We start from the raw sequence: 12,733 nt of genomic DNA on the forward strand, positions 1-12,733 counted from the left end.
AGGGCGGGACCGGCGATGCTCGCCCCGCAGACGAGGACGGTGCGGTCGGCAGAGGACATGTCCTCCTCCTTTCTGGAGTGGCGGCCCGGGCGGGGCCGCGCCGTGGACCGCTCACCGTCCAGGGTGAGCGCTTTACTTGCCGGTCGGCAAGTAAGTTACCGGCCGGCCGGTTTTCGATAGGGTGGGGGCGAAGCGGTGAGGCTGCCGTGCGAGGAGGTGGGGGAGTGGTGAGGCAGCGCAACGACACCAGGGCGGAGATCCGTGCGGTCGCCCTGGAACTCTTCGCGGAGAAGGGGTTCGGCAAGACCAGCCTGCGCGAGATCGCCGATCGCCTCGGTATCACCAAAGCCGCGCTGTACTACCACTTCCCGGCCAAGACCGACCTGCTGCGGGAGCTGGTCCAGCCGTTGCTGGACGACGTCGCGGCGCTGCTCGACGCGGCCGAACGGGCCGACGAACGGGATCCCCGTGCTTTCCTGGGGGACTACTTCGACGCGATCTCCCGCAACCGCACCGTGTTCATGGTGCTGCTCAACGACATCGGGACACTGGAGGAACTCGGCCTCGTCACCGAGATCTTCGCCTGGCGCGGCCGGGTCCACGGTGTGCTGCTCGGTCCCGACCCCACCGCGGTGGACGAGGTCCGGGCGACGGTCGCCACGGGCGGCCTCCAGGACGCCGCGATCCTCGCGGCCGACCCCTCGCCCGAGGTGCGGCAGGCCGCCGTCGAGGCGGCCTGCCGGGCGCTGTCCTCCTGACTGCGGCCTCGACGCCCATCGCCTTCCGGGCCTGCCGAAGGGGCGCGGGGCGGCTGCCGGTGGTGCGCTGCCGCCCGCCGCGGACCCGTCCGGCGGCGGGGCTCTTGGGCGGGCTGCCGTGCCGTGCACGGGAGGGGCGCTGGTGCTCCACAGACGGGCGGGGTCTTTTGTCCGGGTCGGGGAACCGGTGCGGGGAGAAATGGCCGACAGGGGCGGGCGAGCGTTTTCCCGCGTGCGGACAATCGGTCTTCTGCACCATAAAGCGAAATTTCAACTACGGTTAATAGAATGGTGCGTAATGGCCGATGAGCGGCGGGGGCGAAGGTAGGGTTTTCCCGTGTTCTTGGGGTGAGGGGGAGACCGTGAAAGAGGCAGACGCGCACGCGATCACCGACAGGTTCGTGATCCGACCGCCGCGTCAGGAGCGGAGCCGCAGGGCGTGGGCACGGGTCCTGGACGCCGGTGTCGCCCTGTTCGAGGAGGGCGGCTACGAGGCGTTCACCATCGCGGCCGTCTGCGAGCGGGCCAGAGTCGCCCCCCGGGCCATCTACGACCGGACTCCCAGCAAGGAGGTCCTCTTCGTCGCCGTCTACGAGTACCGGACCAGCCAGATCTGGGAGGAGCTGAGGGTCTTCGACGACGAGGAGCACTGGACCGGCCTCGACGCCCCCGAACTGATCGCGGCGCTCTTCGGCGAGCTCGCTGCCGTCCTCCGGCGCCACGAGGCGTTCCTGAGGGCGCTCATGACCGTCTCACCCGCCGGTAACACCAGGGTCTACCAGCAGGCCCGCCGCCACACCGCCCAGCTCGCCGAGAAGATCGTCGGCCTGCTCCTCTCGGCCGGGCCGCACATCGCCCACCCCGACCCGGAGACGGCCGTGCGGGTGTGCTTCAACGCCGTCTACTCCGCCCTGGTCACCCGCATCGGCTGCGGGAAGGACCTCATCCTGTCGGTTCCGGACCACGACGTCTTCGTCGGCCAGCTCGTCGAGATGGCCGCGCGCTACCTGCTCGGCAGCGCAGCCGACACGGCCCGCTCCGCCGGACCGGACCCGGGCGACGGCACCGGTCCGGCGGAGCGGCCGGTCAGGCCGGAGGCCGCCAACTGAGGATCTCGTCCGCGGTGGTGAGCATCAGATCCGGGTTGATCCGTCCGCCCAGCGCCATCGCCGCCTCCCGCAGCCGCACCGCCAGCGGGTTGCGCAGCTTCGTGATCCGGCAGACCGAGTCGGACGCCTTGACCACCGTGGTGGTGCGGGGCAGGCGGGCGGCGGTGTAGGCGGCCAGGCCGTCCGGCCGGTCGGCCAGGTGGGCGAGCACGACCGCGTCCTCGATCGCCTGGCAGGCACCCTGCCCGAGGTAGGGCGTCATGGCGTGCGCGGCGTCGCCGAGCAGCGCGATCCTGCCCCGGTGGAACGCGGGCAGCGGGGTGGCCAGCGAGTACAGGTCGGTGCGCAGCACGCTCCCCGCCTCGGCGGCCTCGAGCAGTCGGGGGATCGGGTCGTGCCAGTCGCCGAACAGGCGCAGCAGCTCGGATCGCTCGTCGTCGGCACGGCCGCCCGCGGGCACGGTGTCGGTGCCGTAGCAGTACGCCAGGCCGTCGGCGAGCGGCACCACACCGAAGACCCGCCCCCGCCCCCAGGTCTCGGAGGCCGGGCAGGACAGGCCATCGCGCGGGACCAGCAGCCGCCAGCTCGTCACGCCCGAGTAGAGGGGGCCGGGGTGGTCGGGGAACAGGGAGTGGTGGATCGCGGAGTGGATGCCGTCGGCGGCCACCACCAGGTCGGCGGTCACCTCGCCCGCGCCGGTGGCCACCCGTCCGGTGTCGGGGTCGGCCGAGTGGACCGCGGTGCCCAGCCGCAGTGTGCCGGGGGCGAGCCGGGAGGCGAGCAGGTCGACGAGGGCGGCGCGGGTCAGCAGCACCACCGAGTCGCCGTAGCGCGCCGCGGCCGTCTCCTCGGTGGTGCGGATCAGCCAGCGCCCGTCCTGTCTGCGGATCCCGCCCTCCCCCTTGAGGGCCGACAGCTCGCGCACCGCGTCGCCGACGCCGAGGACGTCCAGGGCCTTCAGGGCGTTGGCGGCCACGGTCAGCCCTGAACCGATCGGGTCCAGCGACGGGGCGCGTTCGTAGACGGCCACCTCCCAGCCCCGCTGCTGCAACGCCAGCGCCGCTGTCAGGCCGCCGATGCCGCCGCCGATCACCACTGCGTGGGACATGCCCCCTCCTTCACTACGTCTGTAGTGAAATTTACTACAGGCGTAGTTTCACTGCAACTGTAGTATCCCTGGTGTGAAGCGAGCCGAAGTCATCGCGGAGGCGGCCGTCGCGCTGCTGGCCGAACGGGGGATGCGCGGACTCACCCACCGCGCGGTGGACGAGGCCGCGGGCCTGCCGCCGGGGTCCACCTCCAACCTGGCCCGCACCCGTGCCGCCCTGCTCGAACTCGCCCTGGAGCACCTCACCGAGCAGGAGGCCGCCCTGTTCGCGCCCATGACGGCGGCGGGCCCGCCCCGGGGGGCCGAGGAGCTCGTCGAGCTGATGGCGCGCCTGGCCCACCTCCAGTTGACCGAGGGCCGGGAGCGCACCGTCGCCCGCTACGAGCTGGCGCTGGAGGCCACCCGCCGCCCCGAGCTGCGCGCGATCTACGACCGGGCCGGGCAGCGCTTCCGGGAGGCCGCCGTCGCCGTGCTCGCCGCTGCGGGCTCTCCCGACCCGCTGCGGCACGGCCACCGGCTCGTGGCGTTCGCCGAGGGCCTCATGTTCGACGCGATCGTCGGCGCGGGAAGCGAGCCGACGCTGGACGAGCTGCGCACGTGCCTGCGGGAGCTGCTCGACGGGATGCTCGGTCGGCCGGACGCCGCCGACCGACCGCGGTGAGCGGAGGTGCGGGTGTTTTTCCCGAGCCTCCCCTCCCGCCGCTCGACGATTTCCCGGCGGCGTCCCCGCCCGCGGGAATTCGGAAGGGGAACGGCACGGGCGGCCGAGTGCAGGCGGATTTATCCCGGTTGTCGGGAATTTCTATGGAACGGAACTCCTTGGGCGAGAAAAACCGGGAGATTCTCATGAATGGTTCCGCGGGGGAAGAACGGGGCGCCCGGGAATTCTCGCGGGGAACGGGACGCGCGCACCGGCGCGGCCCGGGGGAAAGCCGCGGACGCCGGTCGGCTCCGGGGAGGAGGAAGCCGTGGGCGGCGGGACACGGAGTGCTTCGGGCCTGGGTAAACCGATCGGAGGCCGCGTTCCCGGAGAGCGATTGAGGTCGGTTCCTGTCCGCTGGAGAGTGCAGGGCCGCTGCTTCCTCCGCTGCGGTGCGCGACGGGGTCGGCGGTCCGGGGCGTCCCGCCCCAGGAACGAAGCGGAACAGCGGATCCGTCGGCGCGCCCGGCCCTGTCCGACTAGAGTCGGAGGGTGGATGGCGCACTCCTCAGCCGGGTGCGGCGGTGCCACCGGACCGCCGCCCGGCGGACCGCAGCTCCCGGGCCTCTCCCGGACAGGCGTGCCTGCCGAGCCAACCCCGCTTCCCGCTGCGTCCGGGCGCCGACTCCCCCACCGGATGCGCCACGCCCCGCAGGCCGACGCGCTGGCGACGGCCGGCCGGGCCGCAGCGCCGGCGGACCGGCCCGCCCCGCCGCTGTGCCCGCTCGACGGCCGCCGACGAGCCTGCCCGGCGGCCGCCAGGACCGAGGCGGAACACCTGCTGGTCGCCGCCCGGCATGCCGTCCCGGTCCGCGCACGGCGGGAGCGGCTCGCATGCCGGACCGGAGACCGGGCGGCCGCCCGCGGCGTCCACCCCTGAGACCGGCGACCGGCCCGGCACTGCCGAGGCGGCTGGTCCGTACCGTTGCGCCGGATGCCGTGAGACGGACCCCACCGGCCGCCGGTCCGCGAAGACCCTCGACCGCCCCCCGTTCGGACGACTGAGAGGACCGACATGAAACCCGAGGAGTTGAACCGCAGGTTCGCGACATTGACCACCGCCCACCTGGCGGACGCGTGCATCCGGGCGGGCGTGCCGGTGCGGTGCGGCCCCGCCGGACTGCGCGCCGTGGCCGACGGCAGCCGCCTCGCCGGACGGGTCGTCCCCGCCCGGCACACCGGGAGCGTGGACGTGTTCCTGGAGGCGTTCGAGCAGGCCGACCCCGGTGACGTGCTGGTGGTCGACAACGGCGGGCGGCTCGACGAGAGCTGCGTGGGCGACCTGGTCGTCCTGGAGGCCGCGGCCGCCGGCCTCGCCGGGGTGGTGATCTGGGGGCTGCACCGCGACACCGCCGACATCCGCGCCATCGGACTGCCGGTGTTCAGCCTGGGCACGCTGCCCACCGGCCCGCTGCGCCTCGACCCCCGGCCCGCCGACGCCCTGACACGCGCCACCGTGGGGGAGTGGACCGTGGACCGCACCGACCTGGTCCTGGCGGACGAGGACGGCGTGCTGTTCGTCCCCGCCGACCGCGTCGAGCAGCTCCTCACCCTGGCCGAGGGCATCCGCGACACCGAGCGCGGCCAGGCCGACCGCGTCCGCGCGGGCACCACGCTGCGCGCACAGTTGCGCTTCGCCGACTACCTCGCCCGGCGCGGCGAGGACCCCTCCTTCACCTTCCGCGACCACCTGCGCGCCGTGGGCGGGGCCGTCGAGGAGTGACCCGGGGCCGTCACCACTGCGGGGAGTCGGGCCAGGCGCCGCGCTGCACCAGGTGCAGCACCAGTGCGGCGATGTTCCAGGCGTCGTCCTCGCCCCGGTGGTGGCGGTCCTCCAGGGGCAGGCCCGCGAACGCGAGCGCCTGCGCCATGCCGGGCTTGCGGCGCAGGCCGTGGGCCTCGGTGAAGACCGCCTTGGCGTTGGTGTGCCTCCCCCCGAAGGGGTAGGGCGTGCCCGTGGCCGAGCACTGCCGGAGGAACTGTTTGCGGTCGTAGTCGCCCCAACTGGCCCACGGGCGTTCGGCGGCCCGGTGCTCTGCCGCGAGCAGGCGGCAGGCGTCGGCGAAGCTGACGCCGGTGTCCACCTCCTCCTGGGTCAGCCCGGTCAGTTCGGTGCAGAAGGCGCTGACGGTGGAGCGGGCCGGGCGGACCAGGATGCGGTGCCGTTCCAGGCGCCGGCCCGCAGCCAGGTCGACGACGGTGAGTCCGATCTCGATGATCTCGCTGACCTGTCCGGGAGGCGGTCTGCCCTCCCAGCAGGTGGCCTCGACGTCGACGACGTTGAGCAGTTCCGTGGAGTTGTCCATGGCGCGGCAGCATACGGGGGCCGCGGTCCGAGGGCATCCGGTTTTTGCGCCGCCCGGTCACCGGCGCGGGGACAGCACCACCTCGGTGACGGCGTGGCCGGACACGGCGGTGACCGTGGCCGTCCAGGACCCCAGGTCCACCCGCTCGCCCGGCCGCTGCGGGATGTGGCCGAGCCGGGCCAGCAGCATCCCCGCCACGGTCACGTAGCCGCCCGGAGGAGCACCGGTGAGGTGCACGCCGACGTCGGGCAGGTCGTGCACGGGAAAGGCGCCGGGCAGCCGCAGCGAGCCGTCGGGCAGCCGGGCGGCGGTGCGCACCTCGGAGTCGGTCTCGTCGTAGATGTCGCCGACGATCTCCTCCAGCAGGTCCTCCAGGCTCACGATGCCGTCGACCGCTCCCGTGCCGTCCACGACCAGCGCCAGTTGCTGGCGTTCGGCGATCATGCGCTCCAGGGCCAGCGACACCGGAAGGGAGTCGGGCAGCAGCAGCGGCGGACGGGCCGCCGCACCGGCGCTGCCCGCGCCCCGCAGCAGGTCCGACCAGTGCACGACGCCCACCACGGTGTCGCGGTCGCGGTCGGCCACGACCGGGGCGCGCGAGTGCCCGTGCTCGGCGAGCAGGCGCGCCGCGTCGGCGGCGGAAGCGGACTCGGGCACGGTGACGACGTCGCGGCGCGGCACGAGGACCTGCCGCAGCCTCCGCTCGGAGATCTCGAACGCGCCGGTGAGGATGGTGCGCTGCCCCCGGGTCATGCCGGGCCGGGTGGTGATGATGTCGCGCAGCTCCTCCTCCGACATCTCCTCCCGGGTCGCCGCGGGGTTGCCGCCGCTGAGCCGCACCACCAGGTCGGTGGAGACGCTGAGCAGCCACACCGCGGGCCGGGAGACCACCGAGACCAGGGTCAGCGGCCGGGACACCAGCAGCGCCCAGGTCTCGGCCCGCTGCATGGCGATGCGCTTGGGGGCCAGCTCGCCGAAGACCAGGGTGACGAAGGTGAGCGCCACGGTGACCAGCACGATCGCCGCCGGTCCGGCCGCCGCCCCCAGCAGCACGCCGAGAGGGGCCACCAGGGGCTGGGCCAGGGAGACGGCCGCCGTCGCCGAGGCCAGGAACCCCGCCAGGGTGATGCCGATCTGGATGGTGGCCAGGAACCGGTTGGGGTCACGGGCCAGGCGCGCCACCGCGCGGCCGCCCGCACTGCGCCCCGCCAGCTTCCGCAACTGGCTCTCGCGCAGGGTGACCAGCGCGATCTCGCTGCCCGCGAAGACCGCGTTCACCAGCACCAGCACCAGGACGAGGCCGAGTTGGAGCGCGTAGCTGTCCATGGCACCGATCTTCGTTCGGAGGAACTCTCCGCCCCTCTACCCGGGCGGGCCGCGCCCCAACACCCGGCGGCGAGGCCCGCCCGGCACCGGGACGGGACGATTGGACCGGCCCGCCCCGGGCAGCCGTGCCAGGGAGCACGGGACGCGCCTCTGCGGCGCGCGGTCCCGTGGACGGACGAGCCCAGGGAGGCGATGATGAACGGTCCCGAGTTCGACGCTCCCTCCGGCGGTGTCCCCGCCCAGCGGGGACAGCGGCTGGTGGCGAGCTATCCCACCTACGTCGAGGCCCAGCGCCTGGTGGACCGGATGTCCGACCGGGGTTTCCCCGTGGAGCACGTGCGCATCATCGGCGACGGAGTGCGCACCGTGGAGCAGGTCACCGGGCGGATGACCAAGGCCAAGGCCGCCCTGGCCGGAGCCGGGACCGGCGCCTGGTTCGGCCTGTTCATCGGCCTGCTGTTCGGCCTGTTCGCGGTCGGCCCGGCGTGGTTCTGGGTGATCCTGGTCAGCGTGGCCATCGGCGCGGTCTGGGGCGCGGTCTTCGGCTTCATCGCCCACTGGGCGACCCGGGGGCAGCGGGACTTCTCCAGCGTGCAGACCCTGCAAGCGCAGCGCTACGACATCTACGTCGACGCCACCCACGCCGGGCAGGCCGAACGCTTCCGGCAGGAGGCCGGCCTGTAGCCGGAAAGTCCCGGTGCCGGGACGGCTGCCGTCCGTACCCGGCGGGCCCCGCGAAGCGGGCAGGCGGGGCGGCCCCCGTCGGCTCCGCTGACGGGGGCCGCCCGGTTCCGGGGCGCTTCGCATCCGCCCTCGACCACCCGACGGTTCCCACCGGTGCGGCCGGTCGCCCGGCGCCTCCGGTGCTTCGGGGAGGGAGCCCGCCGACCGGCGGTCCGCCCGTGGTCCACTGGACCGAGCACGGGATGCGCGGCGGTCGGCCGCACCGGGCTGTGCCCCTCGGCCGCCGCGCGCCGCGCGCCCCGAACCGACCGAGTGGAGAGGAAGCGCAGCGACATGGCCCGCATCGCCTTCATCGGACTGGGCATCATGGGCAGTCCCATGGCCGTCCACCTGCACAACGCCGGACACCGTGTGGTCGGCTACAACCGCACTGCGGCCAAGGCCGCGCCGCTGGTCGAAGCGGGCGGGACCGCCGCGGCCAGCATCGCCGAGGCCGTCGCCGACGCCGACGTCGTCGCGCTGATGGTCACCGACACCCCCGACGTCGTCGACGTCCTCACCGGCGGGGGAGGCGTCTTCGAGACCGCCCGCCCCGGCACCCTCGTCATCGACTTCTCCACCATCCGCCCCGACACCGCCGCCCGCCTCGCCGAACAGGCCCGCGCCAGAGGGCTGCGCATGGTCGACGCCCCCGTCTCCGGAGGCGAGGCGGGAGCCCGCGACGCCACGCTGTCCATCATGGTCGGCGGTACCGAGGAGGACTTCGCCGCCGCCCGGCCCGTGCTCGACGTCGTCGGCCGGACCGTCGTGCACGTCGGCCCCAGCGGCGCCGGCCAGACGGTTAAGGCCGCCAACCAGCTCGTCGTGGCGGGAAACCTCGCGCTGCTCGCGGAGGCTCTCGTCTTCCTGGAGGCCCACGGCGTGGACGCCGCGACCGCGGTCGAGGTCCTCCGCGGCGGGCTGGCGGGTTCGGCGATCATGGAGCACAAGGCGGCCAAGATGATCGACCGCTCCTTCGACCCCGGCTTCCGCCTCGAGCTGCACCACAAGGACCTCGGCATCGTCACCTCCGCCGCCCGCGAGGCCGGCGTGGTCCTCCCCCTCGGCGCGCTCGCCGCCCAGCTCGTGGCCGCGGCCCGCGCGGGAGGGGACGGCGCGCTCGACCACTCCGCGCTCTTCCGCACCGTCGCCCGCCTCTCCGGACGCGACTGACCCCGGCGCGCCGCGCGGCGCCGGACCAGCCACGGCAGGGGGCGCCGCCGACCCGACCGGACCGGGTCGGGAAAGGTCGGGTGCGGCGGCCGGCCCGCTGCCTAGCGTGGGTGGCGCAAGGGAGGGAGATCCGGGATGCTGGACCGTCTCAACCAGGTCATGGAGTACATCGAGCGCCACCTCGACCAGCCGATCGACGGCGCCGAGCTGGCGCGGATCGCCGCCACATCCGAGTACCACCTGCGGCGGCTGTTCTCCGCTCTGGCGGGCCTGCCGTTGTCGGAGTACATCCGGCGCAGGCGGCTCACCGTGGCCGGGGCCGAGGTGCTCGCGGGGGAGCGCACCCTGCTCGACATCGCGGTCCGCTACGGCTACGGCTCGGGCGAGGCGTTCGCGCGGGCGTTCCGCGCCGTGCACGGAGTGGGCCCCGGCGAGGCCCGCCGCACGGGCGCTGCGCTGTGCTCCCAGCCCCGGATGTCCTTCCGGCTCGTCGTCGAAGGGAGTCGTGACATGCGGTACCGGATCGTGGAGAAGGACGCCTTCCGGGTCGTCGGGAGGAAGGCGCGGGTGCCCCTGGTGTACGAGGGGCACAACCCGGCGATCGTCGAGTTCGTGCGCAGCATCGACGCCGCGACGCTGCGGAGGCTGGCGGAGCTGTCCGACCAGGAGCCGCGCGGGATCGTCGCGGCCGTCCACAACTTCGCCGCCGCCCGCCTGGACGCGCCGGAGGGCACCGAGCTGGACTACTACCACGGCGTGGTGACCGGCGCGGACGCGCCCGGGGACATGGACGTGCTGCCCGTTCCCGCGGGCACCTGGGCGGTGTTCGAGGTCTCCGGAGAGGCGCCGCAGGCCATCCAGTACCTGTGGCGGGACGTGTTCACCGAGTGGTTCCCGTCCAACCCCTACCAGAGCGTCCCGGGGCCGGAGATCCTGCGCACCGTGCTGTCGGAGGACGGCGCCCGGGCCGAGGCCGAGCTGTGGATCCCCGTGGAGCGGACCCTCGCCTGACGCACCCCGCTGCCGCGGGCCGGGCCGTCCGCGGCAGCGCTTCCGGCCGGGCGTCCGGGTCGGGAAGAACCCGCGCGCACGGGGCGTTGGTGCGGATGTTCGACCCGATGATGGTGAGGATTTTGCCGTGGATCAGGTAAGTGAGGCCGCCATGGACACACCGCAGCCCGCGCCCGCGCCGCCCCCCGCGCCCCCGGAGGAGCGCGGGGACGCCGGGGCCGCGCCCCGGGCGGTGCCCGGACTGGCGCTGCTCGGCGGGGCGGACGCCCCCGCCTGCACCGACGGGGTGTGCCGGTGAGCGCCCCGGAGGCCACCGTGACGGTGGAGGTCTGGTCGGACGTGGTGTGCCCGTGGTGCTACATCGGCAAGCGCCGTCTGGAGCGCGCCCTGGAGCAGTTCGAGCACGCCGACGAGGTCGAGGTGGTCTGGCGCAGCTTCCAGCTCGACCCCGCCTTCCCCGCGGGCGTCCGCCAGCCGGTGCCCGAGATGCTGGCGAAGAAGACCGGCGGTTCGCCCGAACAGATCCGCCGGATGAACGCGCAGGTCACCGAGTTGGCAGCGCGCGAAGGGCTGGACTACCGCCTGGACCGCGCCACCATGGTCAACACCGTCGACGCCCACCGCCTGGCCCACCTGGCCAAGGCGCGCGGCCTGGGCGACGCGGCCCACGAGCGGCTGCTGCGCGCCCAGCTCGTCGAGGCGCAGGTCCTCGACGACGTCGACACGCTGGTCCGGCTGGGCGTGGAGATCGGGCTGCCCGAGGAGGAGACCCGCAGGGCCCTCCGGGGAGACGACCACGTCGAGGACGTCAGGGCCGACCTCGCGGAGGCCCGCGCGCTGGGGATCAGCGGGGTGCCGTTCTTCGTGCTCAACCGCGCCTTCGCGGTCTCGGGGGCCCAGCCCGTGGAGACGTTCCTGTCGGCGCTGCGCACCGCCTACGGGCACGCGCGCGGCTCCGCGGCCTGAGAGGGCCGCTCCGCACGCGGACCGGCGCCCCGGCGGTTCCGCGTCCGGTTGCCGTGCGGGTGGGCCGTTCACCCGCACGGCGGTCCGGAGCGGCGCCGGGGCGCCGGCTCTCCCGGGAGCGGTGCCGGGCCGCGGTCCCGCCGACGCGGAGGTCGGCGGGACCCGTGACGTGTCGGCCCGGGCCGGCGGATCAGACGAAGTTCACGTCACTGCACAGGTAGTAGGTCTGGTCCATGTGCGAGGCCTTCCAGATGGTGAAGACCACGTGGCGGCCGCTGCGGTTGGGCGCGTGCACCGTGAACTGGATGTTCTGGCTGGGCGCGTAGCGGCCGGTCCGGTGGACCAGTTCCAGGCTGCCCCAGGTCAGCGGCTGGGTGGTCGGGTCGAAGCCCTGGCGGGTGACGTAGACCTCGAAGTAGTCCGCGCCGTGGCTGGCCTGGTCGTACAGGTGGATCGTGAAGGTGTTGCCGATGTCGGTGGTCTTCCACGGACCCACGGCGTCCATGGAGCGGTAGCGACCGCCCTCGGCCAGACCGCCGCTGCACAACTGGCCGTCGGGCAGCGCGGCCCGGTGGTTGCCGCCGACCCCGTCCCGGTACAGGCCGTTCCAGTTCCACATGGCGTTGGGGTTGTCCTGCCACGCCTGCCAGCACATGGGGTCCTCGTGCCGCATGTTGGGGTTGAGGTGGTCGCTGCCCCAACGCAGCCAGCAGCCGTAGTTGCGCGTCGCGGGGTTGATCACCGACCCGTGGGCGGCCGCGGGGGCGGTCCACTGGGTCAACCCCAGCACGGCCGCGAACAGCACGGCCAGGGCCCGCACGGTCCACCGGGAGCTCCCGGTGCGAACATGACGATGCATGGTCGATCTCCAATTTCCGGATGTGGGGGTTCCGGGCGTGGGAGCGTTCCCACGCTAAGGCAATGTTACACAGAGAGATTGATCAAAAACAGTGTGTTACTGAAATGGTGGGATATGCCCTGATTGGTCCATTGGAGAACGTGGCCGATGTGTAACGCACAAGGCCGAGATTTTGCTCAGACGTCCAGAAAACAGCCGGAGGGCTCGACGGGATGTACGGTCGGAGCGCCGGGGCGGGAGACCGGTGGGGCGAGGCCGTGCGGGAGCGGAGGGAGAACGGCGTGACCGAGCGCAAACCGTCCGGAGAGCGGTTCGAGTCGTGGGTGGACCGCCAGATCCGTGAGGCGATCGAGCGGGGCGAGTTCGACGACCTGCCCGGACTGGGCAAGCCGATCCCCGACATCGACCGGCCCTACGACGAGATGTGGTGGGTCAGGCGCAAGCTCCAGCGCGAGGGCGTCTCCGCGCTGCCGCCCGCGCTGGCCCTGCGCAAGGAGGCCGAACGGGCGATGGCCGAGGCGATGCGGGCGGACTCGGAGGACGAGGTGCGCCGCATCGTGGCGGACCTCAACGACCAGATCCGCGCGCTGATGCGGCGCCCGCTGCCCGGCCCCCCGCTCACCCTCCTCCCCTACGACGTGGACGAGGCCGTCCGCAGGTGGCGGGAGGAGCGGCGGCCGCGCTGAACGGGAGC

General features: G+C 73.5%; 14 protein-coding genes. 10 read left to right on the plus strand and 4 right to left on the minus strand.

What is annotated here, in order from left to right; genetic code table 11:
- Positions 1-227: 227 nt before the first annotated feature.
- Positions 228-758: a TetR/AcrR family transcriptional regulator gene (locus AC529_RS08070; protein WP_232306631.1), complete on the plus strand. Its 531-nt coding sequence runs from the start codon at positions 228-230 to the stop codon at positions 756-758.
- A gap of 362 nt (positions 759-1,120) precedes the next feature.
- Positions 1,121-1,867, plus strand: coding sequence for a TetR/AcrR family transcriptional regulator (locus tag AC529_RS08075; RefSeq protein WP_232306632.1), 747 nt, complete (start codon positions 1,121-1,123; stop codon positions 1,865-1,867).
- On the opposite strand, the gene AC529_RS08080 is transcribed toward AC529_RS08075, so the two are convergent.
- The gene (locus AC529_RS08080) at positions 1,845-2,975 is read right to left on the minus strand and encodes an FAD-dependent oxidoreductase (RefSeq protein ID WP_068755210.1); all 1,131 of its coding nucleotides are present in this window, start codon (positions 2,973-2,975) and stop codon (positions 1,845-1,847) included. The genes AC529_RS08075 and AC529_RS08080 overlap by 23 nt on opposite strands.
- Before the next feature lie 73 nt (positions 2,976-3,048).
- On the opposite strand from AC529_RS08080, the gene AC529_RS08085 reads away from it, so the two are divergent.
- Positions 3,049-3,636 carry a TetR/AcrR family transcriptional regulator gene (locus tag AC529_RS08085; RefSeq protein ID WP_068755212.1) on the plus strand — a complete coding sequence of 196 codons (588 nt, stop codon included), beginning with the start codon at positions 3,049-3,051 and terminating at the stop codon, positions 3,634-3,636.
- A gap of 1,054 nt (positions 3,637-4,690) precedes the next feature.
- Positions 4,691-5,398, plus strand: a complete 708-nt coding sequence (locus tag AC529_RS08095) for an RraA family protein (protein WP_068755216.1) — start codon at positions 4,691-4,693, stop codon at positions 5,396-5,398.
- 10 nt (positions 5,399-5,408) lie between these two features.
- Here AC529_RS08095 and AC529_RS08100 read toward each other — a convergent pair whose 3' ends face one another.
- Positions 5,409-5,981, minus strand: coding sequence for a 3'-5' exonuclease (locus AC529_RS08100; protein ID WP_068755219.1), 573 nt, complete (start codon positions 5,979-5,981; stop codon positions 5,409-5,411).
- Positions 5,982-6,038: 57 nt separating this feature from the next.
- Positions 6,039-7,307 carry a hemolysin family protein gene (locus tag AC529_RS08105; RefSeq protein WP_068755221.1) on the minus strand — a complete coding sequence of 423 codons (1,269 nt, stop codon included), beginning with the start codon at positions 7,305-7,307 and terminating at the stop codon, positions 6,039-6,041.
- A 195-nt stretch (positions 7,308-7,502) separates the two neighbouring features.
- On the opposite strand from AC529_RS08105, the gene AC529_RS08110 reads away from it, so the two are divergent.
- From AC529_RS08110 to AC529_RS08125, 5 genes are all read left to right on the plus strand, one after another.
- Positions 7,503-7,991, plus strand: a complete 489-nt coding sequence (locus AC529_RS08110) for a YflT domain-containing protein (RefSeq protein WP_068755925.1) — start codon at positions 7,503-7,505, stop codon at positions 7,989-7,991.
- A gap of 312 nt (positions 7,992-8,303) precedes the next feature.
- Positions 8,304-9,203 (plus strand): 2-hydroxy-3-oxopropionate reductase, encoded by a 900-nt coding sequence (locus AC529_RS08115; protein ID WP_332307047.1) that lies wholly within the window; start codon positions 8,304-8,306, stop codon positions 9,201-9,203.
- A gap of 135 nt (positions 9,204-9,338) precedes the next feature.
- A complete protein-coding gene (locus tag AC529_RS08120; protein ID WP_068755225.1) occupies positions 9,339-10,214 on the plus strand; it encodes an AraC family transcriptional regulator in 876 nt (291 codons plus the stop codon).
- A 151-nt stretch (positions 10,215-10,365) separates the two neighbouring features.
- Positions 10,366-10,512: a hypothetical protein gene (locus AC529_RS20020; protein WP_157080118.1), complete on the plus strand. Its 147-nt coding sequence runs from the start codon at positions 10,366-10,368 to the stop codon at positions 10,510-10,512.
- Positions 10,509-11,180, plus strand: coding sequence for a DsbA family oxidoreductase (locus AC529_RS08125; protein ID WP_083948086.1), 672 nt, complete (start codon positions 10,509-10,511; stop codon positions 11,178-11,180). Before AC529_RS20020 ends, AC529_RS08125 begins: the two co-directional genes overlap by 4 nt.
- A gap of 190 nt (positions 11,181-11,370) precedes the next feature.
- On the opposite strand, the gene AC529_RS08130 is transcribed toward AC529_RS08125, so the two are convergent.
- On the minus strand, positions 11,371-12,039 hold the full coding sequence (locus AC529_RS08130; RefSeq protein WP_068755227.1) for a lytic polysaccharide monooxygenase auxiliary activity family 9 protein: 669 nt from the start codon (positions 12,037-12,039) through the stop codon (positions 11,371-11,373).
- A 281-nt stretch (positions 12,040-12,320) separates the two neighbouring features.
- On the opposite strand from AC529_RS08130, the gene AC529_RS08135 reads away from it, so the two are divergent.
- On the plus strand, positions 12,321-12,725 hold the full coding sequence (locus tag AC529_RS08135) for a DnaJ family domain-containing protein (RefSeq protein WP_068755930.1): 405 nt from the start codon (positions 12,321-12,323) through the stop codon (positions 12,723-12,725).
- Positions 12,726-12,733 lie beyond the last annotated feature (8 nt).

It is taken from the genome of Thermobifida cellulosilytica TB100, assembly GCF_001517975.1.
Classification (GTDB): domain Bacteria; phylum Actinomycetota; class Actinomycetes; order Streptosporangiales; family Streptosporangiaceae; genus Thermobifida; species Thermobifida cellulosilytica.